This window comes from Candidatus Hamiltonella defensa 5AT (Acyrthosiphon pisum) (assembly GCF_000021705.1).
Lineage (GTDB): Bacteria > Pseudomonadota > Gammaproteobacteria > Enterobacterales > Enterobacteriaceae > Hamiltonella > Hamiltonella defendens.
Map to the genome: position 1 here is coordinate 599,432 of NC_012751.1, position 25,010 is coordinate 624,441.

Here is a 25,010-nt window from a genome sequence, read left to right on the forward strand (position 1 = left end):
TGAAATCACAGGGGGCTCTCTAGAAGCCAGTGGAGACCTTATTTTATCTGACGGCGGGGTCACCGACGTTTTTCTTAACAATGTGTTCACGCATTCTCCCGGAAGTGGGTACCTTCTTAAGGTCTTGAATTCGGATGTGGCTTATCCCGGAGAGGTCAATTTGGTGATCAATCAAGAAAAAGCGCCAAAAAAAGCAAAAACACTGCGGGGCAATATTTTTGCAGCCCCTGGAAACAAGGCTAACGTGACGTTAAACAAGAGTGGGTTAATCGGCTGGGCCAACGCGACCCATCTGTCCGTTGACCCTGACAGTACGTGGTCGGTGACCGGGCCTTCTACGTTGAAACACCTTAAAAATGAAGGGAAGGTTGAATTTCAATCGCCTGGCGCCACGAGCTCAAATGCAACGGGCACATCGGGTTATACCACCTTGTCTCTGGGGAGTCTCAGTGGAACAGGGATGTTCTGGATGAATACCGACATCGCGGGGCACCAAGGGGATTTTATTGACGTCACAGGAAAAGCCAAAGGCGATTTTGGAGTGAGGGTGAATGACAGCGGTAAAAGCCCCCAACCAGAAGATAGCCTGAAAATCATTCAGACTGGAGGAGGTGATGCGAAATTCACCCTGGCGAATGAAGGAGGGTTGGTTGATGTGGGGACGTACCAGTATTATCTGATCCCCGATGACCGCAATCAGGTTCCGGATGAGAGGGAGCGGGTGCTAGATGACAGACAGCGAAGCTGGTCACTGGTATCTCATCAACCTCAACCCTCCCCAAAATCGCAACCGGAATCAGAACCCAATCCACAAACCCCCGTCAGTTCTACACTATCACCAACAGCAGCAGTCAACACTGAACAACTCCAACCTAATATTCCCCATCCTGCTTCATCATCATTAGAACCCAATTCAAATTCAACATTGTTTGTTAACGCTAATACGTTAACCGCCTCTGAGATCGCGACAGGTACGCCAGTATCCGGCGAAATTTTGACACGAGAGATGACTCCACAACCTGAACCACACAGCCTCGATGAGAAACCAGTTCCAGTGGCAGAAGCTTTGACAGAAGCGATTGAGCATAAAGAAAAACAGAATTTAGAAAAAGAAATTTACAATGAAGGGATAGAAGTCACAGGTCAAAATGCAGTCGAGAATAAAGGCGCTCTATCGGTGACCACCCGCAATCAAAACAGCCCTGCGGTAACAGTGAGTGACGGAGCCACGCTGATTTTGAAGGGCGCTCAAGATAAACTCGTTACAGTGACAACCAGTGGAAATACCTCTCCTGGTTTAGTTGCCTCGGGTACAGGCACAGAAATGACGGCAGATAAAATTCATGTCACCACAAATGGGGGAGATTCTGAAGGTCTCAAATCTGAAGATGGGGCAACGGTCATTGTTACCGGCAGCAAAATAAGCGGCAAAGGGGATGGTTTTTCCGGTCTTTTGAGCGAAGGAGACGCAAATTTGCGGGGCAATAACCTGACGGTAGAGTCAAATGGTAAAGACGGCAGAGGGATTAAGGCTTCCAGAGGCGCACAGGTCAATCTCCAGGACAGTACCGTCACCGGCACGGGTGAGCATTTCTCTGGTATCTGGGCGCATGGAGAGAAAACTCATTTGGAAGGCAAAAATATTACGATCACGTTAAATGATAAAAACGCCACCGGGGTCAAAGCGTACAGAGGCGCTACGGTCGATATGACGGGCAGCCATATTAACGGTCAAGAAGACAATTTTTTAGGTTTGTCAGCTTATCAAGACAAAACAAATTTGACGGGTTCTAACATCCACATAGAGTCAAAGGGTAAAAATGGCAGAGGGGTCGCTACTGGCACAGGGGCACAGATCACGATCAAGGACGGTAGTAGTATTATCGGCGAAGGGGAAGATTTTATCGGTCTTTTCGCCGAAAAAGAGAAAACGAATCTGAAGTCCAATAAAACGACCATAAAGGTTAAGGATAAAAACGGCAGGGGGGTTCAAGTTTCAAACGGGGCGCAGGTCACTGTCGAGGAGGATACCATTAGTGGCGACGCAGAGAATTTTGTGGGTCTCTTGGCCGAGGGAGATCAAAGCCATCTGAAGACCAATAAAACAACCATAAAGGTTAAGGATAAAAACGGCAGGGGGGTTCAAGCCTCCAATCAGGCAGAGGTCGTTATCGAGGAAAGTAAAATTATCGGCGAAGGCGAGGAGGACGATTTTGTGGGCCTGTTAGTCGAGGGGAACAACACAAGTCTGACAGGCGATAAAGTGGAAATAGAGATAAGCAATCAAAATAGTAGAGGGCTCAAAGCGGTCGATGGGGCAGAAATTGACATTAAGCACAGTACCATTACCGGTACAGGCAACGATTTTTTGGGTATTTTGGCCGAAGGAGATAAAACAAATCTGACGGGCAATAACATGAAGATAAAAGTCAATGCTGAAGGTGGCACCGGTGTTTTAGCCCAAAACGAGGCAAAAGTCGTTATTAATGACAGTAAAGTTACCGGCGAAGGAGAGAATTTTTTCGGTCTTGTAGCACACCAAGAGAACACAAATCTGGAGGGCAAGAATCTGACGATAAATTTAAATCGGGCAAATGGCAAAGGGATCTCTGCAGTCAGCGGCGCACAGGTCAAGATCGAGAAAAGTAAGGTAATCGGTTCAGAGAGCGACTTTTTGGGTCTTTCAGCGGAGGGAGAAAAGACAAATCTGGAGGGTAATCACCTGAAGATAGAATCAAACGGTAAAAGTGGCACCGGGCTCAAAATTGCCAGTGGTGCAAAGATGATCATCAATGACAGTAACATTACCGGCGCAGGGGGTGATTTTTCGGGTGTTTTGGCCTATCACGACATAAATTTCGAGGGCAAAAACCTGAATATCAAGGTAACGGGTGCAGACGGCAAAGGGGTCAACGTTTACAAAGACGCAAAAATCTCTATTGAGGGCAGCAGCATTATTGGCACAGAAGAGAATTTTACCGGTCTTTCGGCTCACCAGGACAATACTCAGCTGGAGGTGAATAAGACAACCATAGAGTCACAGGCTAAAAATGGCAAAGGGGTCACCGCGACCAGCGGTGCACAGGTCAGTATTGATGAGAGCACGATAACCAGCGAAGGGGAAAAATTTTTGGGTCTTGCGGCTTATCAAGAAAATACCCATTTGATGGGCAATAAAATCAACTTCACGCTGAAAAATAAAAATGCAATCGCGGTTGATGTTCAAAATGGGGCAAACGTGATTATCGATAACAGCACCATGAGCAGTGAAGGAGAGCATTTCCTCGGTCTTTCGGCTTACGGAGAAAATTCAACCCTGACAGTCAATAATCTATAGCTAAACGACATAAGAATAGTTACATAATATGTTCTGAAAACAAGGTATTGATGTCGCATTGAAGTTCTCTTCTTTTTCTTTTAGCTTGAGCCCATGTGTGCTCAATAGGGTTGAACTCGGGCGAATAAGGAGGCAAATATTCAATAGAATGACCGGCGTTGAGAATGGCGTGTTGAATATCTTTTCGCTTGTGGAAAGAAGCGTTATCCATCATCATCACGCACGGATGAGGAAGAGCGGGTAGGAGCAGCTGAGTGACCCAGGCATAAAAAACATCGCTGTTAATGGAGCAGTTAAAGAGGCCCACCGCGATGAGAGTGACCCCTAATAAGGCACCAATGACGTTAGTGCGGCCCTTAGCCTGCCAATCGTGAGTCCCAAAACAGCGTTGACCTCGTGTAGCGTATCCGTAGAGGCGGGGCATATCGTGAGCAAAGCCGCTCTCATCGAGATAAACCAGAGATTTACCCTGCTTTTGATACCCCGCGATTTTTTCCTGGAACCCCTGTCGTGCCTCTTCGTTTGCCTTGGGATGACGCAGAGTTTTTTTTATAGGTCAGACCCCATCTTTTCAATGCTTGCCAGATGGCTTTGGGGCACACCCCGAAACGGGCCGCCCGTTCCCGTTGATAGCTATCTGGATACTCTGCCACATCTTTGATAAACGCCTCTTTATCCATCTTGCCTCGACGCGGACCCGAGGGTTTCGGTTCTATTCGCTTGAGCCAACGCCTGAGAGTATCTGTACCTACGTGAAAACGCTTCGCCGTTGCTCTGATGCTCAGTCCTTCTTTCTCTCGAATACTCAGGACTTTTTGACGAAAATCCACTGAATAACTCATAGTGACCTCATGCTAATTAGTTCTTTATATTGTAACTAAAATTAAATCGCTTAGCTATAACGATGGAGGCGAAGGGCAAAAACAGCAAGGCTGTTAAAGTGGATAAAGATGCAAGGGTCAATATCAAGAACCGCAGTGTGATTACCACTCAGGGTGACTCTTCTCCAGCCATGCAGCTGGCTCAAAAAGGTAGATTACACATCAGTGATTCTCATATCAAAACCACCGGGGAAAATTCCGCGATTTTTTATGCGGCTCCAGGGAAGAGCCAACAAAAGAGCCTGGCTGAAATGACAGGGGGGTCATTAGAAGCGAGGGGGGACCTGATTTTGTCTCAAGGCGGCACCATGGATGTGGTGCTTAACGATGTGTCAGTCTCTCCTCCAGGCAGCGGCTATCTCCTGAATGTGCTGAATTCGGATTCAGGTTATCCCGGAGAGGTCAATTTGTCGGTGTTCAATCCAATAGAAGAAAAAGATCCCACAAAAACACTGCGGGGAAATATTTTTGCCGCCGAAGGCAGCAAAGCCGATGTGACGTTAAACAACAGCCATTTAATCGGGTGGGCCAAAGCGACCAATATGTCGATAGACCCTACGAGTCAGTGGTCGATCACAGGGCCTTCTACAGTGAAACAGCTCAAAAATGAAGGCAAGATTGAATTTCAAGCGCCCAGTGCCACGAGTTCACATCCCATGGGCACACCGGTTTATAAAACCTTGTCTCTGGCGAGTCTCAGTGGAAAAGGGATGTTCTGGATGAATACGGACATCGCGGGGCACCGAGGGGATTTTCTTAACGTCACAGGAAAAGCAGAGGGTAAATTTGGGGTAAAAGTCACTGACAGCGGTAAAAGCCCGACAGCAGACGATAGCCTCAAAATCATTCAGACGGGAGGCGGTGATGCGAAATTTACCCTGGCCAACGAAGGTGGGGTGGTCGATGTCGGCACGTACCAATATTATCTGGTCGCAGATGACAGCAATAGCGTGCCGGACGACAGCCAGCGCGTGTTGGATGACAGAAAGCGCGTGTTGGATGACAGAAAGCGAGGCTGGTCTCTGGTGTCTCATCAATCCCAAATAAAGACAGCAACGAAGGGAACAGAACTCAATCTACCGACGCCTGTGACTGCGTCTTCTAGCGAAACAGGGGCTGATAAAATTGTGACGGAGGGGATGAATCAGCCACTCCAGCCAGACGCTCCCCCTGCGTCGACGTCAGCGCCTCCACCGTTAATGCCACCCACAGTAGACAAAGTGACTGAAGGTGCCATTGCCTCTGCACAAAAAACCCTGTTTGATGACGGCAAAAGCCATATATTGCGCGATAGTCTTTACTTTCAGGGGATAGAAGTCAAAAACAGCACGACAGTCGAGAATCTCCAGAATCAAGGCGTGCTGTTAGTATCCAGCAATCACGATTCAAAAAGTGCGGTTAAAGTGAGTGAAGGGTCCACGGTCACCCTGAAAGGGGCTGAAAACAAATCGACGACATTGACCACCCGTGGCACCGAGTCTCATGGGGTACATGCCTCAGGTAAAGGCACCCAGGTCACTGCCAATAAAATCGGTATCACCACAAATGATGACCGTTCTCAAGGTATCAAAACGGACGAAGGGGCCACGGTCAATATTCAAAACAGCACGATCACGGGCAACGGAGAGAATGCTTACGGTCTCTTGGCTGAAGGGGAAAACACAAATTTGGTGGGGAATCACCTGAAAATAAACATCCATGGTGAAGAAGGAATCGGGGTTGCCGGCAGAAAAGCGCAAAAGGTCGATATCGAGGACAGCGCGATCACGGGCACAAGTGACGATTTTTTGGGTCTCGTGGCAGAACATACCGATCTGGAAGGCAAGAACCTGGAGATAAAGGTCAAGGGTAAAAATAGCAAAGGAGTGACCACGCTTGATTCGAAAGTCAATATTCAAGGCAGCACGATCAGCAGCGACGGGGCGAATTTTGTCGGTCTTGTGGCCTCGGAAGGCCAGTCAAAGCTGAGCGTTAACAAGACGACGATAACAACAAACGGCCAAGACAGCAAAGGCGTCAAAGTTGAAAAGGGGGCAGAGGTTGATATCCAGGAAAGCACCATCACCGGTCACGGAAAGAATTTTTACGGTCTTCTGGCCTCGGCAGATCAATCAAAGCTGAGGGTCAATAAGACGAAGATAACCACAACCGGTGAGGACAGCAAAGGAATCAAAGCTGAAAAGGGGGCCAAAGTCGATCTCCAAGACAGCACTATCACCGGTCAGGGAAAGAATTTTTACGCTCTTCTGGCTTCGGCAGATCAGTCAAAGCTCGAGGTCAACAAGACGACGATAACAGCAAACGGTCAAAACAGCAGAGGTTTTCAAGTTCTCGCTGGGGCAGAAGGGATGATTGAGGACAGCACCATTACGAACACTGGGGATAATTCTTACGGTTTTTGGGCAGATAAAGCCAGGCTGACCGGCAAAAAAGTGACTATAGAGGTCAAAGAAGGTCAAAAAGGCAGAGGCGTTATTGCTCGAGATCATGCCCATGTGACGCTGAGCAATGACAGCAAAATTACCGGCACCGGCAAGGATTTTCTCGGTCTTTGGGCCTATGGAAATCAGACCAATTTTGAAGCAAATAACCTGACCATAGACATCAAGGGCAAAAATGGCGGGGGTGTTAGCGCTGCTGGTGGCGCACAGGTCAGTCTTAAGGACAGCAGGATGACCGGTGATGCGGATGCTTTTGTCGGTTTTGTGGCCTCCGACGACCAGTCAAAGCTGACGGTCAATAACACAACGATAACGGCTAACGGTCAAAACAGCAGAGGTCTTAAAGCGGTTAATGGTGCAGAGGTCACTGTTAAAGACAGCATGATGACCAGCACAGGGGATAATTTTTACGGTCTCTGGGCCTCGGGAGATAAGACTCATCTGGAAGGCAATAATCTCACTTTAGATCTCAAAGAAGGTCAAAGAGGCAGGGGGGTTACGGCTCGAAATAATGCTCATGTGATCCTCAATGACAGCAAAATTATTGGCACAGGGCCGGATTTTTTCGGTCTTTCGGCTTACGGAGAGCATGCAATTTTGACAGTCAATAACCTGACCATGAACGCGAAGGGTAAAAACAGCAAAACAGTGGAAGTTGACAAAGATGCACAGGTTAATATTCAGAATCGCAGCGTGATTACCACGGAGGGCGCCTTCTCTCCCGCGATACAGCTGACCCAAAAAGGCCGGTTAAACGTCAGTGATTCTGCTATCAAAACTCTTGGAAAAAATTCCGCGACTTTTTATGTTGCCCCAGGGAATAGCGAACAAAAGAGTGTGGCTGAAATGACAGGAGGGTCGCTAGAAGCGAGTGGGGACCTCATTTTATCTCAAGGGGGAACCATGGATGTGGTTCTCAACCAGGTGTCTGTCTCTTCTCTTGGGAGTGGCTATCTCCTGAATGTGCTCAATTCTAACTCGGGTCAGACTGGAGAGGTCAATTTGGTGCTCAATGACATCAAAGAGCCAGGGGTAGAGCTAGAGAAAAAACAAACCCTTCGGGGGAATATTTCTGCTGCTGAAGGCAGTAAGGCTAACGTGACGTTAAACAGGAGTGAGTTGATCGGTTGGGCTAATAATGCGACCCATGTGTCGATTGACCCTGCCAGTACGTGGTTGGTCACGGGGCCATCTATGTTGAAAGACCTCCATCATGAAGGGAAGATTCAATTTCAATCGCCCAGCGCGACGAGCTTAAATTCGATAGGCATACCGGGTTATAAAAGTTTGTCTCTGGAGAATCTGAGTGGAACCGGGATGTTCTGGATGAATACGGACATTGCGGGACACCAGGGGGATTTCCTTAACGTCAGACGAAAAGCCGAGGGCGAGTTTGGGGTGATGGTGAAGGACAGTGGTCAAAGCCCAAGAGCAGACGATAGCCTGAAAATCATTCAGACCGGAGGCGGTGATGCAAAATTCACCCTGGCGAACGAGGGTGGCGTGGTGGACGTCGGGACGTACCAGTATTATCTGGTACCCGATGACAGCCAGCAGGTGCCGGATGACAGAAATCGGGTATTAGATGACAGACAGCGCGGCTGGTCGCTGGTGTCTCATCAACCTCAACCCGCTGAAAAATCGCAACCAGGATTGGAATCCCACCGACAATCCTCTGTTAATGAGTCTGTAACCGAGACAGTCTTGGCCTCAAGGCCCCTATCTGGTGGAACTATATTGCCTCAGGAAAATCAGCAGCGACCTCAATCCGGCATCATCGCTTCGAAGGTGTCAGAATCCCAACCAGCTATCGCGATGACTCCATCAACGGTGTCAGTGATCGAAAAACCCGATACCTCCTCGGCCGTCACCAATCCGCAAACAAATCTCGTCGCTCAGTCGGCATCAAACCCTGATGAACCATTCGGTGTTCATTCTCCGTCACCATCAACCACAGTCAACGCGGTGACGCAAAGTGGTGCTGTTTTTTCAACAATAAAAAGGATTTTTGATGACGGTGAAAGCCATACTTTGACCGAAAACGGGTTTTACAAGAAAGGGATAGAAGTCAAAAACAAAACGACCGTTCATCATCAAGGCGCTTTATCCGTCACCAGTAGTAGTGAAAACAGCCCTGCGGTCAAAGTGATTGAGGGGTCTACTGTCACTCTGAAAGGAGCCCAGGATAAATTGATCACAGTGGCAACAGGTGGAGCACACTCTCCTGGATTATATGCCTCTGATACAGGTACCGAGATCACGGCAAATGCCATTGATCTCACCACAAAGGGTAAAAACTCTGAAGGGGTCAAATCTGAAGCCGGTGCGAAGGTCGGTATCGGTCTCAGCACTATTGTCACCACAGGCGAAAATGCTTACGGCCTTTCGGCTGTGGGAGATAAGACTATTCTCAATGGCAAAAATCTGAATATAAACGTCAAGGGTCAAGAAGGCAGAGGTGTCTCAGCTAAACATGGGGCAAACGTCACTGTAGACGACAGCAGCATTACCGGCGAAGGGAATGCGTTTAGAGGTCTTTTTGCCTCTGATAAAAAATCAAATCTGACCGGCAATAACCTGACTATAGTCTTAAAGGGTGAAGATGCCATCGGTGTCAAAGCTCAAAAAGGAGCAAGCGTCACTATAGATGACAGCAGCATTACGAACGAAGGAGAATCCTTGAGAAGTTTCTTTGTCTCTCAAGAGAAATCAAATCTGACGGGCAATAACATCAATATCAATGCTCAAGACACCATAGGTGTGCTCGCTTTAAGCGGTGCCTCGGCCACTATCAACAACAGCACCATTAGCGGTGACGGGCAGTATTCTGTCGGTCTTTTGGCTTCCGGAGAGAAGTCACAGCTGTCAGGCAATAACATGAATATCGAGGTCAATGCTCAAGACAGCGCAGGTGTCATCGCTTACAGAGGGGCAACGGTCAATATCAACAACGGCAGCAAAATAACAACCCACGGAGGATCGTCTCACGCGGCGCTGCTATCTGAAAAAAGCACATTAAAAATCACTGATTCTGATATCAAAACCACCGGGACAGATTCAGCGATTCTTTATGGGTTTACCCCAGAAAACGAAGGAAATAAGAGTTTTGCTGAAATCACAGGCGGGTCGCTAGACGCCAGAGGGGACCTCATCGCCTCTAAAGGCGGAAAAATGGATGTGGTTCTCAACAATGTGTCCATCTCTTCTCCCGGCAGCGGATACGCCCTGAATATCCTGAATTCGGATTCGGGTCATCCCGGAGAGGTCAATTTAATGGTCAATCAAACAAAACTGCCCGGTCATATTTATAAGGAAAGTGGGCTCAGCAGGGCCAATGTCATGTTAAAAGGGAGTGAATTAAGCGGGAATGTGATGAACGCAACAAGTTTATTGATTAACCCCCAAAGTACCTGGTTTGCCACGGGCAATTCTGTTTTTAAGAGCTTGATTAATGAAGGAAATATTAAATTTCAGTCTCACATCGACGACACGCGTTTTAATAAAATAACAATACATACTCTTACTGGTCCTAGTACCGGTATAGGCATGTTCTGGATGAATACGTGCGACGTGAAAGTTGCACCACAGAAGTCCCTTGAAAAAGGGTAAGGTTGATCCGAAACCTTATTGCCACTTACTCGGTGCAAGAGGAGTAATTCTCTTGTGCTAAGCGAGAATGAAAGCCTAACTAAAGTATTAAGCTGAATAAGAAATAGGGGCAAGGCAAAACTGAAATGGGTTGAATAAAGTGAATCTCCGTTATTAAAATGTCGTAAGCAAGTAAAACACGAAATCAGATGTGACGTGTTATGGGGAAGTTTAACGACAGTTAGAAACGGGTAAAGAAGAGTGTTCGTTCTTTACGACGGATCCCGTTCCCCGGCATAGAGGAGGCAGCCCACTCAATGTATCTTCATGGTGTGAAACACGGTAACCCCATTAATCTTTTAGTGTTGATGTAAATACTAAGAGACAGTGGGCATAAGACGTTCCAAAAAGCGAAGGCAATCAGCCGAAAGGCAACTGGAAATCATAACAGGATTGATAGAGGTAATTACTTTACTCTGAAAAGAGGCTGACGTGGAACGGGTGACTTACCCATATAATCCTTTACCAAGGTTATGAATTGATTTAGAAGAGTTAGATGCCTATGGCAAACGTAATAAATCAAAACTATGAACAACAACTGGAATGGCATGCTATTAACTGGCGTGTTGTGACAGCCATGATTAATAATCTAAGGCAAAGAATATATAGGGCTTCAGCAACAGGTGACTTAAAGAAAGTCAGAAATCTGCAAAAACTCATGATGAAATCAAGAGCTAACCATCTTCTGGCTATCAGGAAAGTCACTCAGGTCAATCGGGGAAAACACACGGCTGGAGTAGATAATCAGGTAATTAATGACCATAAAGGACGAGAACATCTTTATAAGTTATTAAGCCAAACAACTTCAGAAAAGGTTTATCCAGTAAAACGAGTTTACATAGCAAAAAAGAATGGAAAAAAACGCCCTCTTGGGATCCCAACCATTCTCGACCGCTGTAGACAAGCGATAGTTAAATCGGCGCTGGAACCTTATTGGGAAGCAAAATTTGAACCAGTCAGCTACGGATTTAGACCGGGGCGAAGTGCCCATGACGCAATACAAAAAATTTTCTGTATTGCCAGAGCACGAGGGACACGGCACTGGGTACTAGATGCAGATATTAAAGGCGCATTTGACAACATTGACCATAATTTTCTCATAAAAAAAATCGGGGGATTCCCCGAAAGAAACATGATTAAACAATGGTTACAAGCCGGTGTGCTGGAACATGGCAACTATATACCCAATGTTGCAGGTACTCCGCAAGGCGGGATTATCAGTCCACTACTGGCCAATATTGCACTCCACGGAATGGAGACCTTACTGGGTATTCAATACTGGAAAAACGGCACGCCAAAACAAGGGCAACCTTATGCAGTAGTTCGTTATGCGGATGATTTTGTCGTATTCGGTAAATCCCGTGAAGAGTGCGAAACTGCCAAAATAAAGTTGCAAATTTGGTTAGCTCAGAGAGGGTTAGCTCTTTCTGAAGAAAAAACCAGTATCAAACACTTGAAGGAAGGATTCGACTTCCTGGGATTTAATATACGACATTATGACAATCGCCACAGAAAACGGGGATATATATTGTTAACGAAGCCCTCAAAGGAGTCGATGAAAAGGTACAAACAGCAAATGAGAATGACCTGGAAAGGTATTATCGGTATGCCGACACAAGAAGGAATAAGACAACTGAATGCCAAGATAATAGGATGGTGTAATTACTATCGTATTGGTGCTTCAAAAAGAACATTCAGTGCATTAGACCAATGGATGTGGATCCGCCAACGTAGATATTTGTATCGACGTCATCCCAATAAACACTGGTGGTGGCGAAGAAAACACTACTTAGGCAAGATACCAGGTAGAGAAGACTATTCAGTATTTATGGATAAATCAACCGGTGGATTTCTTTGGAAGCATGCATGGACAAAAATACAGCGTCATTGGCTAGTTCCAAAAAATGCTTCCCCCGACAATCCGGAATTGCGTGACTATTGGCGTAATAGGCAGGCACGTAAACAGCCTTTTATTTACGGTGTCAAAGTTAACCTCTATAAGCGACAGAAAGGTTATTGTCCTCTCTGTGATCAAGAGTTGGACAATGGTGAACAATTGCATGTTCATCATATTCAGCCTAAAGCTGAAGGGGGTGACAACAAGCTGGCTAATCTAAGATTGTTACATGCTAATTGCCACAGACAATTACATAGCAAAAAAGGAAAAATGTTGAAGTGAGTAAGTTGCGTGAGCCGTATGCGGGGTAACTCGCACGTACGGTTCTTGAGGGAGTGGGCACTTGCGGCCTGCTTACCTAATCATTCTGCAGGAGGCGGTAAAGGTTATATGCTTTGGTTAAAAAGCTTAACAGAAAGTGATGATAAAAATTATTTAAAAATAAAAGGAAATGAAGATGCCTATCAAATTGAAAAAATTTTAAAAAATCAACTTCGTCATCAATACCTTTCAACTGAACTTGAAAAAATGTTCAGATTAGATAGTAGTCAAAACACTGAAATTGCAGGTGAAAATTTATTATTTTATAAAAAATCTCATTCTCAACAGATAAAATCAATAGTCTCTTCTTTATTTACATCCGCTAATGAAGAATACTCAGAGACCATCGAAAGAAATAGTTTAAAAGTAGATACAAAAAATAATTCTGGATATATCATGCCTTTTCAATCAAGCTCTGAAACCAGATTGATGAGTTTTTTTGATCTTTTAAAAAACCCTTATCAAAATCAATATTTTTTATTTTATACAGAAAACCATGCGATGGCTGTCACCGTCATTCATCAAAATGGTCAAAGATATTGGACCTTTTTCGACGCTAATCTTGGCGCTTACTCTTTTAATCAATATACCGCCTGGCGTGAATTTACTACGAATTGTCTTCTTAATACGACTCGCTCAAATGGGGAGAAATTATATCAATTTCAAGATCCAGAAGCAGGAGAGAAAACTAAAATACAATATACGCGTTTAGTGCCAAACGATAATTCAAGTTACGATGGAGTTTGGAAAGAAGCACAATCACAGGAAGAAAGCTATTTTCTCAAATCTTTAGTTGAAAAAAAAATTCAAGTGAATTTTCATCCAAAAGTGAAAGGTCAATTGGTGTCTTACACTTTAAATGCTGATAATAAAATGACTCAAATCACCATTAAAATAGTTCATCATAAAAACAATGAATTGTTGGTGACCTTACCTTATGATTCTTTTAATCAAATACGTGAATCTGTCTTACGCAGAATTGATAAAAAAGGACATCTTATTATCAATGAATATTCAAAAAATCCTTTAGATAATTTAGAACCTGCGCAGCATAGAATTGGGCGGGTCAAACAAGTTATCAAAATTATTAATGATGTTGCCAGTAAAAAATTGGATTATGAATTTATTGAGAAAGATAAAGGGATGTTGACTTTATTAAAAGGGTTTTTTGAAGATAAAAATCACGTTTTTAATTATAAAGAGTTTGTCAAAATTTGTTTTGATCCGTTGAAAAGAAAAAACTGGATGTTAAAAGCCAAGCAATTATTAATTATGGGAAATATTGAAAATGAATTAAATACACTCAGCGATCAAGAAGCCTTAGAAAAGGCGTATTATTTACGGGTAATACAAGAAAAAAATTTAAAAGATTTAATCGTGCTCTCCTCTAAAAAAAAATACAATTCCGCCGGAATTCGTACCAATATTTATCCACAATCCCTTTATATTCCAAATATTGAAAATCAGGCTTATAACAGCCTCACACTAGGCATTATTTGGGTAAATTTAAAAACAAAAGGAAGAGAATCTTATAACAATTTTTTAAAATTCTTAACAACGCATTTTATGATCAATATTGATCAAGCTGATTCCCCTGATCATAAAAAACTAAAAGAATTTCAGAATCTATTTGAATCTTTAAAAGAAAACATAAAGCAAAAACAGAAAAACATTTTTATAACCACATCACATTATTCCGTTTTACCTAAAAAACCCAAGCGTTATTTTTTAAGTGCTACTCAATCGAATCGTGGACATATCCTGGTTTTAGATATCACTCAAAACGATCAAGGTCATACAATCACATTGTATGACCCCATTATTGGAGATATCAAAATCAAGACATCTGATGAAAAGAATACCGAATTCGATCAATTTCTTAATGATTATCTTGATTCCAAAGTGCTGGATCATCAAACCCGAGGTCAATTATATGGGTTTGAAAAATTTCGAGGGCATTATTATTTTAATATCACCACATTACATCAAGATGCGTTAACTGATTTTAATCAATTAAATAATATAGAGACATTTATCTCTGATTTTCGTTCCGATAAAGAACGCATCTTTGAATTACCCAACATTATTTTAAATAAACTGACTTTCTCTCCTTCATTAATTTATAAAATGGGGGGCATGTTTGGTGAACAAGGACTTTCTGTAGAGAATTTTTCTTCCCCAGAAAAATTATTATCACGTCTTCGTTTTAACGCGAGAAAATTAAAAGATTATTTGTTAAATCAAAATACCCAAGCGCATGAAGTAGAAATAGCCATTACACTTTTAAAAGAAAAAATCAAAATAACCCCTTCTATCAGTGCTATTTTAGAAGGAGAAAAAGAAGATAAAAAAATGACCACCGATCTCATTCAATCTATTCCTGACAAACCGGTGTCTTCTTCTCATTTAAAAAAAAAATTTTTTGAATATTTATAAAAAAATGAATCGTATCGATACTTTTATGCAAATCTCTAATTACTTTCATGGTATATATGAAATCATTAAGATTAAAAATCTTTTAAAAAATAAATCATTAACTAATCAAGAAAGAAAAATAATAGAAATACAACAAAAAGCCCTTTATTCCTCTCTTTTTTTTAGTGCCAACTTAGATCTGAGTCAATATGGTTTTTATAAACTACACATGAATTTGACAGGAATACCCAAGCATCAATTACAACTTTATTCTCCTTCTATACAAATAGGTCTCAACAAGGGGATCCAGTTTCTTCCTTTTATCAACATGGGCTTAGGTTTGTCGATTTCTTTTTATGATTTTTATCAGGCTTATTTTAATTTTCAAAAAATATCTGACACTGCTGATCCAAAAGTTCGACAAGACTTGATGGTCAATGCTTCTCTATCACTATTCAGTGGCGGGCTGGGTGTGGGGACCAGTGCAAGCGCTATCATTGGATACAAAAGTGCGCTTTTAGGCGGCGCCACCGCGGCAAAACTCGTTATGATGAGCGGCATGACAGGGGTCATAGGCGGAATCGCCATTCTGGCCACCTCGCAATTATATTCTGCCTTCCGTCGGTTAGAAGAAATTCAAAATCATGTCGAACTCAATACAGAAGAATTTTGGAAAAATTATGCGCGTCTATTTGTAGGGTTAGGACCCACTATTGCATTACAAAATAAAGAGTTAAAACAAAAAAGTGAACATGCGGCTCGTCAACAATTTAATCAAATATTAAAAGACAACGCTCAAAAAACATTAAAACATTTATCCCCTCAAAAAATTAATGTTTATTTTTATAGTCAACAAGATTTTAAGATAGAAATGAAACCTTATAAATTGTTATCTTATAAAAAATGGGTCAATCCTATGTTTGGCCGTACGTTTTCTCTAGTAGATATAGAAAAAGATAAACTGGAGCCTAAAGAAGCAGAAAAATTTATTGCTGATCATGCTCAGCAGTTTAAACAAATAGAGATGAAAGACAGTGAATATCGTTATCCTGAGCCCTCTCATTTAAAAGCAGTAAATGATCATATTAACGTGAATGAGGATGATGACAATAATGTCACGGTTAAAAAAATCTCTTCGGATGACTCAGACATTGCTCAAGAGGAGTCGATGGCTTTATTTGATCTCGGTGAGGGAGATGATATTGCGGTGGGGTATCTTCAAAAAAGAAATATTTTTAAAATCAGCGCCGGTTCTAAACAATATACAGGCGGCGATAAAGCCGATATTTTTTATTTATCAAAGCCCGATTTATTGGCACAAGCAAGTTATTTTAATGGTTTAGGGGGGGACGATATCATCATTGCTGAATCTGTTTTGCCCGGCAAAACCGGTTATTTTATTGATTTGATGCAGGGAAAAATTCACTATGGATCCATAGAAAATAAAAAATTAGGGGCCAATATTAATAACATTGAACATGCCTATGGCAATGCTAGCACCGATGATGAAATCAAAGGCAATGACGCCAACAATTATCTTAATGGCAGAGGCGGAAACGATCACATTTGGGGCTATTCAGGCAATGACGTGCTCACTTTTGAACAAGGCCATATTCATGGCGGTGAAGGAAACGATCATTATATTCTTTTACAAAATTCCACCGATAACAATGTTGTCGCCCATATTTATGATACCAAAGATGATTTTTCATTGGTCAGTTTACATCATCAAGTCAATGACATCACCTCCGTTATTTTAGAACAAGAAAATCAGATTTATTCCCTAAAAATAACGCTTCGTAATCAAAATCAGACAGAAACCACATTCGTCATACATGATATTTATTCGTTTGAAGACGGAGATATTGAAAAAAAATATTTAGTATTAAATAACGAATATCTGTTTTCTACTTTAGATGGCTTTTTATTACTCCCTAATTGGCCCAAGATCATAGAAAAAAATGCTGAGGGGATTTTTCCTTTTTCTCCCCAATTTAATGCACGATATAATATATTCAATGATATTGAACATCACTCTGATATCCCCTCTTTTTCAAAAGAAAAAACGCAGGTCTCATTTCAAAAAAATACTCAACAAGATTACCTTGTTGTGGGTGACAAAAAAGTCATTCTCCCTGAAACCGTTAAATTGATGATGATAGACACCCCTTTAAATGATCAATTAATCGGGAATGCTGAACATAATTTATTCGTCAGCCGCAGAGGCGATGATGAATTAGAAGGAGGACCAGGAAAAGACATTTATCACATCGAACTCCCCTATGAGCATGAACGTATCATATCGATTAATAATTATGACCACACCGCCGAGCCTGAGGATGATCTGCTTATCTTGCCTGTCGCGATTGAACAAATAAACATCCTCACTCAGTTAGAGGATGACCTCATATTAGGCCCCACATCGTCAGATCAGACTTCACCATTAAAAATACGTTTTAAGGGATTTATGAAAAGTCAATCTTATCGACATATCAATATTATGGATAGCCGACAGCAATTCTATCATTTAAAGGTCGATGAGGCAGGAAAAATTTATTTAGGTCAAGATGAGACTCGGTTAGTTGCAACAGAAAAAGACGATCTCCTTGTTTTAACAGGCGCCGATGTTTTTATTGAAAAAAATTCGATGCGGGGGCAGGTGATGATGTGATCATAGATCATAGCCATCATCACAATACTCTTCATGGAGGTCAGGGAAATGACCGCATTATTGCAACGGGTACAGGCAATAAAGTGCTCTATGGCGATTCAGGAAACGATAAAATATTTGTTTATGAAGGCAATAACTTTATTGTCGGTGGCATTGGAAATGATTTCCTTTCAGGTGGGCTGGGCGATGATATTTATTTAATCAGCTATAAAGATGGTCATACCGTGATTGAAGACAACGGAGGTAACGATACTTTGGTTTTATATGACATTCTGACTGACGAAGTTTATACAATAGAAGAAGGGGAAGATAGAATACTGAAAACGTCAAAGCCTGGATTTGAACAGGCATTTTCTGTCACCCTCAAAAAAGGCGCAAAACTCAATACGGCTCAAAAAATAGAAAAAATACAAACACGTTCAGATTTAAAATTAAAACAAACAACCTCAGCTGATCAGCAAAAAGAATTGACGCAACAAGCATCAGAAAGAATTCAAACGCCGAACGATAAAAATATGACGACTGATTTAATGACCATGCTGATGTCTGGTTTTAATGAAAGCGAGAGCATTCCGTTAACACAAGGCGTCGCTCAATCTCGGAATCAATTAATATCTGAAACTCTGGCCTCTCGTTAGTCGACTGGTAATTTATTAACCTCATTCTAAACGAAAATGACATTTTCTGAAACGTGCATACCCGTGCCTATGCTTCGGGTGTCTACGGCGATTTTTTCTAAGGTTTTCGTTAGCGTATCTACTACTGCTTGAGTCTGTGGATCAATTTCAATATTTACTCTATCGCCTGATTTTTTCAGCCCTAAGGTGGTACGAGCTAACGTTTCTGGAATTAAATAGTTACAAAAGCGATTTTTTTGCATCTCCCCTACTGTGAGGCTGATACCATCAACACCAATAAATCCTTTATAAAAAATATATTTCATGATCTCCGGATCTGTGATTCGAAACCATATTTGACGATTGTTTTCAGCCACACAGATTTCGTCAATACAGGCAGTGCAAATAATATGTCCTGACATTAAATGCCCGCCTATTTCATCGCCTAATCGTGCCGCTTTCTCCACATTAACATTCGAACCTATTTTAAGCTGATTGAGTGTAGTCACACGCAAGGTTTCTTGCATGAGGTCAAAGCTCACCTGATCCCCATCTATTTTTGTGACGGTTAAACAACATCCGTCATGTGCCACAGAAGCGCCTGGTTTCAGCTGATACAAGAGTTTTTCTGAATATGTCAGCGTGATAGTCCGAAAATTTTGCCCCTCCTGGATATCGACCACGGTCGCTTTGTCTTGAATAATCCCAGTAAACATAAATACCCCCTTTTTACAAAAATACAGAAGCGCATTTTACTGCATCCCTGGTTGAGTTGATGTATGATTATCCTTGATATTTGGTGAGACCCTTTCACAACCTACTATTTTGAAAGATTCTCATCATTGATTTTTGATGCGCATTTTGAATGATTCTGAAAATTTGCATCACCATCTATTTTAATTAATGAACTCTTTATTGATATGGAAGGCACTCTTTATATTATTTCTGCCCCGAGTGGGGCTGGAAAATCGAGCCTTATTCAGGCTTTTTTAAAAACATCACCTTCGTGCGAGATAAAGGTTTCTATTTCATATACCACTCGTGCTAAACGCTCAACTGAAAAACATGGGGAGCATTATTTTTTTGTTTCTGATAAAGAATTTCGCCAACTCATTAAAGAAGATGCCTTTTTAGAATACGCACAAGTTTTTGGGTATTACTATGGAACATCTCGTTCATATATCGAAGCGATTTTATCAAACGGACGTGACGTTTTTTTAGATATTGATTGGCAGGGAGCACGACAGATCAGAGCTAAAATGCCAAAAGCGCGCAGTATTTTTATTTTGCCACCTTCAAAAGAGGCATTGATGCATCGTTTGCAAAGCCGCCAGCAAGATGCTCAACAGTTCATTGATCAGCGTATGGCACAGGCAGTGATGGAAATGGCGCATTTTATAGAATATGATTATTTGATAGTAAATGATGATTTTGAACAGGCTTTGCTGGATATCAAAAATATCATTTACGGTGAACGGTTACATCTCAAAAAACAGCAAGAACGCCATCATAATTTAATCAGCAAGCTTCTTTTAGAACATCCCCATAAAGTCTAGAAAATGATTTTTAGACTTAACTTCAGTTTCAATATGATTGTTTTATGATGTTTTTTCATTCCTTTTCATTGATGAGGCGCAATATTATGGCACGTGTCACAGTTCAAGCAGCAGTAGAAAAAGTGGGTAATCGCTTTAAGTTAATTTTAGTGGCAGTACATCGAGCTCGTCTGCTGCAATCGGGACGTGAAAATTCATTGGTTCCTGAAGAAAACGATAAAGTCACTGTCATTGCCCTTCGTGAGATTGAGCAGGGTCTAATTACAGAAAGTATTCTAAAAGAAAATAATCAGCACGAAGATCAGATACAAAAAAAAGTACAAATGAAAACCATTTCTTCAACTCAAGACTTTGATTAATCTCTATTTTGCATTTATTTGATAATCTTTACCTGTTAATTAAAGAGTACTTGCCAGAGGAGCAGATCAAGCGTCTTAGACAAGCTTATCTTGTTGCTCGTGATGCTCACGACGGTCAGGTACGATCCAGCGGTGAGCCATATATTACTCATCCGGTCGCTGTTTCTTGTATTTTGGCAAAAATGCGATTAGATTATGAAACTTTAATAGCAGCGTTATTACATGATGTCCTTGAAGATACGCCGGCCACTTATGAAGATATGGAGCTGTTATTCGGGAAGACGGTTGCTGAATTAGTCGAAGGGCTTTCAAAACTCGATAAACTTAACTTTCGCGATAAAAAAGAAGCTCAAGCCGAAAATTTTCGGAAAATGATCATGGCGATGGTCGACGATATTCGCGTTATTTTGATTAAATTGGCTGACCGCACCCATAACATGCGTACTTTAGGGTCGTTACATCCTGCCAAACGTCGGCGAATTGCTCTTGAAACCCTTGAAATTTATAGCCCACTGGCTCATCGTTTAGGGATCCATCATTTAAAAATAGAATTAGAAGAATTGGGGTTTCAGGTACTTTATCCTAACCGTTATCGTGTGATTAAAGAGGTTATCAAAACGGCCCGCGGTAATCGCAAGGAAATGATCCAAAAAATCTTCTCTGAAATTAAAGGCAGGCTCCGTGAAGCCCGTATTTCCTGCAAAGTCAGTGGCCGAGAAAAACACCTTTATTCCATATATTGTAAAATGCGCCGCAAAGAGCAGCAATTTGATTCCATCATGGATATTTATGCCTTCCGCGTCATAGTGAAAGAAGTAGATACCTGTTATAGGGTATTAGGTCAAATTCATTGCCTCTACAAACCTCGCCCCTCCAGAGTAAAGGATTACATCGCCATACCAAAAGCAAACGGTTATCAGTCTTTACATACTTCATTAATTGGCCCTCATGGTGTGCCTGTAGAAATCCAGATTCGTACGGAAGATATGGATCAAATGGCTGAAATGGGGGTAGCAGCACATTGGAGTTATAAACAACAAGGTGAGTTGGGCACTACAACGCAAATTCGTGCTCAACGCTGGATGCAAAGCTTGCTGGAATTACAGCAAAGTGCTGCTAATTCGTTTGAATTCATAGAGAGTGTGAAATCTGATTTATTCCCTGATGAAATTTATGTTTTCACGCCCAAAGGGCGTATTGTAGAACTGCCTGCAGGCGCAACCTCGATTGATTTTGCTTATGAAGTTCACACCGATATTGGTCATGCTTGTGTTGGAGCGCGAGTTGATCGCATTCCTTATCCACTGTCTCAGCCTCTTGTGAATGGTCAAACGGTTGAAATTATCACTGCGCCTGGTGCCAGACCTAATGCCGCCTGGATTAATTTTGTGGTCAGCTCGAAGGCACGAGCCAAAATTCGGCAGCTTTTGAAAAATTTCAAAAGAGATGAATCTGTGAATTTCGGTCGCCGTTTACTGAATCATTCTTTCAGTAATGAAAAAACATTGTCTGACATTCCAGAGAAAAATATTCAACGTGAGCTTGAACGAATGAAACTCACTTCAGTTGAAAGCCTCTTGGCGGAAATTGGCGTGGGCAATATCATGAGTGTGGTGGTTGCTAAAAATCTGGAAGGGAATCCCACAAATTTAACGGTCAGTCACGGCCGTAAACTCCCTATTAAAGGGGCAGAAGGAATATTGATCATCTTTGCAAAATGTTGTCGCCCTATTCCCGGTGATCCCATCATCGCTCATATAAGCCCAGGCAAAGGATTTGTGATTCATTATGAGTCCTGTCGCAATATTAGATGTCATCAAAAAGAACCCGAAAAATTTATGGCTGTGGAGTGGGATCTCAATATTGTGCAAGAGTTCATTGTAGAGATTAGAGTTGAGATGTTTAATCAACAAGGATTATTAGCCAATGTAACGGCGGCGATTAATGCTGCAAAATCTAATATTCAAAGTTTAAATACAGAAGAAAAAGATGGCCGTATCTACAGTGCTTTTATTCGTTTAACGACTCGTGATCGCGGCCACCTTGCCAGTATTATGCGTAAAATTCGTATTATCCCACATGTGATTAAAGTCATTCGTAACCGAAATTAATATTGGGCTTTTTATAAAACGCGATAGTGAAGGTGTAAATTCAAGACGCACGAAAGAAGTCATAGTCCGTCCTTAGGTTTTGGAATAGGTCTATTAAAAAATGGAGTCTTCAGTGAAAGGTGATCTGCTTCATCATATCCCCCTCAGTGACCTTTCTGGTGTTAGTGGTAACCATCTGGCAAAGCTTTCCAGAATAAATTTATACAATGTACAGGACTTGTTGTTACACCTGCCTTTACGTTATGAAGATCGTACTCATCTCTATTCCATAGAAAATTTAGAGCATGGCCTTTTTGGTGCTGTTCAGGGGAGAATAGTTCAGGCCGAGATGAGCTCAGGCCGGCGCCGGATACTCACTTGTCAAATTGAGGATGGCACAGGCGCCTTAATTCTGCGCTTTTTCCATTTTAATAAAGGCATCCAAAATGCGTTATCTGTGGGTAAAGATGTGATGGTCTACGGAGAAGTGAAAGAAGGGTATTATGGACTGGAAATGATTCATCCAAAATTCAAAATACAAGGAAAGAATAATGAAACGCTTCTGAGCACTGTACTGACGCCGATTTATTCCACAACAGAAGGTCTTTCTCAAAGCACTTTAAATAAATTAGTGGGTCAGGCGCTTGCCTTGCTTGAAGCCACGCCTATTGCTGAGATTTTACCTTCTCAATTGATGACTTCATTAATCAGCTTGCCAGAAGCCATCAAAACACTACATCGTCCGCCCAAAAATATTTCACTGGAAAAGTTAACACAATGGCGACATCCGGCATGTATACGGCTGATTTTTGAAGAATTAATGGCCTATCACCTGAGTTTATTAACCGCTCGCGAAAATGCAAAACATCATCGTGCGCTTCCTTTTTCTAAAAAAGAGGCGTTAAAAAAAAGCTTTTTATCTTCTTTGACTTTTAAAATGACCTCGGCTCAACAAAGAGTGGTTTCAGAGATTGAACGTGATCTGGCGAGATCGACTCCAATGATGCGGCTGATTCAAGGAGATGTGGGTTCGGGTAAAACATTGGTTGCCGCTTTGGCCGCATTGCAAGTCATCGCTCACGGCAAGCAAGTCGCCCTGATGGCGCCGACTGAAATATTGGCAGAGCAACATCTGACTCAATTTCAGCAATGGTTTACCCCTTTGGGATTGTCTGCAGGATGCCTCTTGGGAAAACAAAAAGGTAAGTTACGTCAAGCTCAGCAAAACGCCATCGCTTCAGGAAAGATCTTGATGGTGATAGGGACACAGGCCATTTTTCAGGCACATGTAAAATTTTCAGCTTTAGCCTTGGTGATCATTGATGAACAGCACCGCTTTGGTGTTCATCAACGTTTAGCATTATGGTCTAAAGCAGAAAAACAAGGCTTTCACCCACATCAGCTCATCATGACAGCGACCCCTATTCCACGAACACTCACCATGAGTGCCTATGCGAATTTGGATACTTCTATCATTGATGAATTACCCTCTGATCGCATTCCTATTCATACGGTGGTCATACCGGATACTCGTCGTATTGAGATTATTGATCGTATTAAAGAAATCTGTTTATCAGAAGGTCGACAAGCTTACTGGGTCTGTACGCTGATTGATGAATCTGAACTATTAGAAGCGCAGGCCGCTGAAGTCACTTACGAAGAGCTAAGAAAAGCACTTCCAGATATTCAAATGGGTTTGTTACATGGGAGGGTCAAAGAGTCTGAAAAAGACATCATCATGCAAGCTTTTCATCGTGGAGAAGTACAGCTATTAGTGGCGACTACTGTCATCGAAGTGGGAATCAATGTGCCTAATGCCAGTTTAATGATCATTGAAAATCCTGAACGTCTTGGATTGGCACAATTACATCAACTACGAGGGAGAATTGGCAGAGGTTCTATCGCCTCCTATTGCGTGTTGTTGTATAAAACCCCGTTGAGTCAAGTCGCCCAGCAGCGTTTGCAAATCATGCGTGAAACTCATGATGGTTTTGTGATAGCACAAAAAGATTTAGAAATACGAGGGCCAGGTCAGTTATTGGGTACCCGTCAAACCGGTTCTTTAAAATTTAAAGTGGCAGACATCGTCAGAGATCAAGATTTATTATCTCAAATTTGTGAGTGGGCGCTTTTTTTACATAAAGAATATCCGAAACAAGCAAAAGTATTAATGGCGCGTTGGTTGCCTGAAGGAGAACATTATCGACATGCTTAATTTAAATATAAGAAAAATATAAGAATTATTTCTTACAATAAGATAAGAGCCCCACCCCAAAAATTTTTTACAAACGTTTTCTCAACGCTGAATAAATTTTTTTATCAATTCCCTTGAAGGTAAAGGAAAACACCCCCATTTATTAGACTGAGGTACTGATCGATTAAAATAGATCAGAATGAATCTTAAATATGATAATAATTGTCTCAATCAGGAGAACTATGAATGTCAAACAGTAAAGAGCTTCGTCCATTACATGACCGTGTTATTCTCAAACGTGAAGAGGCTGAATCTAAATCCGCTGGGGGTATCGTTTTAACTGGTTCTGCGGCGACTAAATCTAGCCGTGGCAAAGTGATAGCAGTGGGTAAAGGTCGCATCCTTGAGAACGGTCAGGTAAAACCTATGGATGTTAAAGTAGGCGACCTTGTTATTTTCAACGATGGCTATGGCGTGAAGTCAGAAAAAATTGATAATGAAGAGGTTTTGATCCTCTCCGAATCCGACATTCTAGCAATTGTTGGGGCATAAATGCCCGACGCATCCGTCAATAAATTTTTAG

14 protein-coding genes are annotated in these 25,010 nt (G+C 42.0%); 11 read left to right on the plus strand and 3 right to left on the minus strand.

Annotation, left to right across the window (positions count from 1 at the left end; genetic code table 11):
• Positions 1–124 precede the first annotated feature (124 nt).
• Positions 125–3,337 carry a pertactin-like passenger domain-containing protein gene (locus tag HDEF_RS02975; protein ID WP_158533936.1) on the plus strand — a complete coding sequence of 1,071 codons (3,213 nt, stop codon included), beginning with the start codon at positions 125–127 and terminating at the stop codon, positions 3,335–3,337.
• Positions 3,338–3,356: 19 nt separating this feature from the next.
• Here HDEF_RS02975 and HDEF_RS02980 read toward each other — a convergent pair whose 3' ends face one another.
• Complete coding sequence (locus tag HDEF_RS02980) at positions 3,357–3,890, minus strand: IS630 family transposase (RefSeq protein WP_086934965.1); 534 nt, start codon at positions 3,888–3,890, stop codon at positions 3,357–3,359.
• Entirely contained in the window at positions 3,802–4,179 is a 378-nt protein-coding gene (locus HDEF_RS02985; protein WP_012737971.1) for an IS630 transposase-related protein, read from the minus strand. Before HDEF_RS02985 ends, HDEF_RS02980 begins: the two co-directional genes overlap by 89 nt.
• Positions 4,180–4,241: 62 nt before the next feature.
• On the opposite strand from HDEF_RS02985, the gene HDEF_RS10865 reads away from it, so the two are divergent.
• From HDEF_RS10865 to HDEF_RS03010, 5 genes are all read left to right on the plus strand, one after another.
• Entirely contained in the window at positions 4,242–10,268 is a 6,027-nt protein-coding gene (locus tag HDEF_RS10865; RefSeq protein ID WP_015873181.1) for a pertactin-like passenger domain-containing protein, read from the plus strand.
• 535 nt (positions 10,269–10,803) lie between these two features.
• Positions 10,804–12,486 (plus strand): group II intron reverse transcriptase/maturase, encoded by a 1,683-nt coding sequence (gene ltrA, locus HDEF_RS02995; RefSeq protein WP_012738021.1) that lies wholly within the window; start codon positions 10,804–10,806, stop codon positions 12,484–12,486.
• A 45-nt stretch (positions 12,487–12,531) separates the two neighbouring features.
• Complete coding sequence (locus tag HDEF_RS03000) at positions 12,532–14,961, plus strand: hypothetical protein (RefSeq protein WP_044612253.1); 2,430 nt, start codon at positions 12,532–12,534, stop codon at positions 14,959–14,961.
• Between the two features lie 4 nt (positions 14,962–14,965).
• Positions 14,966–17,611 (plus strand): calcium-binding protein, encoded by a 2,646-nt coding sequence (locus HDEF_RS03005; protein ID WP_171770465.1) that lies wholly within the window; start codon positions 14,966–14,968, stop codon positions 17,609–17,611.
• Positions 17,608–18,249, plus strand: coding sequence for a calcium-binding protein (locus HDEF_RS03010; protein ID WP_015873184.1), 642 nt, complete (start codon positions 17,608–17,610; stop codon positions 18,247–18,249). The genes HDEF_RS03005 and HDEF_RS03010 overlap by 4 nt, the downstream gene beginning before the upstream one ends.
• 26 nt (positions 18,250–18,275) lie before the next feature.
• Here the strand turns inward: HDEF_RS03010 and HDEF_RS03015 are convergent, their stop codons facing one another.
• Positions 18,276–18,944, minus strand: coding sequence for a riboflavin synthase (locus HDEF_RS03015; protein WP_015873185.1), 669 nt, complete (start codon positions 18,942–18,944; stop codon positions 18,276–18,278).
• Between the two features lie 204 nt (positions 18,945–19,148).
• Between HDEF_RS03015 and gmk the strand changes: the two genes are divergently transcribed.
• The 5 genes from gmk to HDEF_RS03040 all read left to right on the plus strand — a co-directional run bounded on the left by gmk (position 19,149) and on the right by HDEF_RS03040 (position 24,979).
• Complete coding sequence (gmk, locus tag HDEF_RS03020) at positions 19,149–19,784, plus strand: guanylate kinase (RefSeq protein WP_015873186.1); 636 nt, start codon at positions 19,149–19,151, stop codon at positions 19,782–19,784.
• A gap of 86 nt (positions 19,785–19,870) precedes the next feature.
• Positions 19,871–20,143: a DNA-directed RNA polymerase subunit omega gene (gene rpoZ, locus HDEF_RS03025; protein ID WP_015873187.1), complete on the plus strand. Its 273-nt coding sequence runs from the start codon at positions 19,871–19,873 to the stop codon at positions 20,141–20,143.
• An 8-nt stretch (positions 20,144–20,151) separates the two neighbouring features.
• Positions 20,152–22,254 carry a bifunctional GTP diphosphokinase/guanosine-3',5'-bis pyrophosphate 3'-pyrophosphohydrolase gene (gene spoT / locus HDEF_RS03030; protein ID WP_015873188.1) on the plus strand — a complete coding sequence of 701 codons (2,103 nt, stop codon included), beginning with the start codon at positions 20,152–20,154 and terminating at the stop codon, positions 22,252–22,254.
• A gap of 112 nt (positions 22,255–22,366) precedes the next feature.
• Complete coding sequence (gene recG / locus HDEF_RS03035; protein WP_044612254.1) at positions 22,367–24,448, plus strand: ATP-dependent DNA helicase RecG; 2,082 nt, start codon at positions 22,367–22,369, stop codon at positions 24,446–24,448.
• A gap of 225 nt (positions 24,449–24,673) precedes the next feature.
• Positions 24,674–24,979 (plus strand): co-chaperone GroES, encoded by a 306-nt coding sequence (locus tag HDEF_RS03040; protein ID WP_015873190.1) that lies wholly within the window; start codon positions 24,674–24,676, stop codon positions 24,977–24,979.
• Positions 24,980–25,010: the final 31 nt, after the last annotated feature.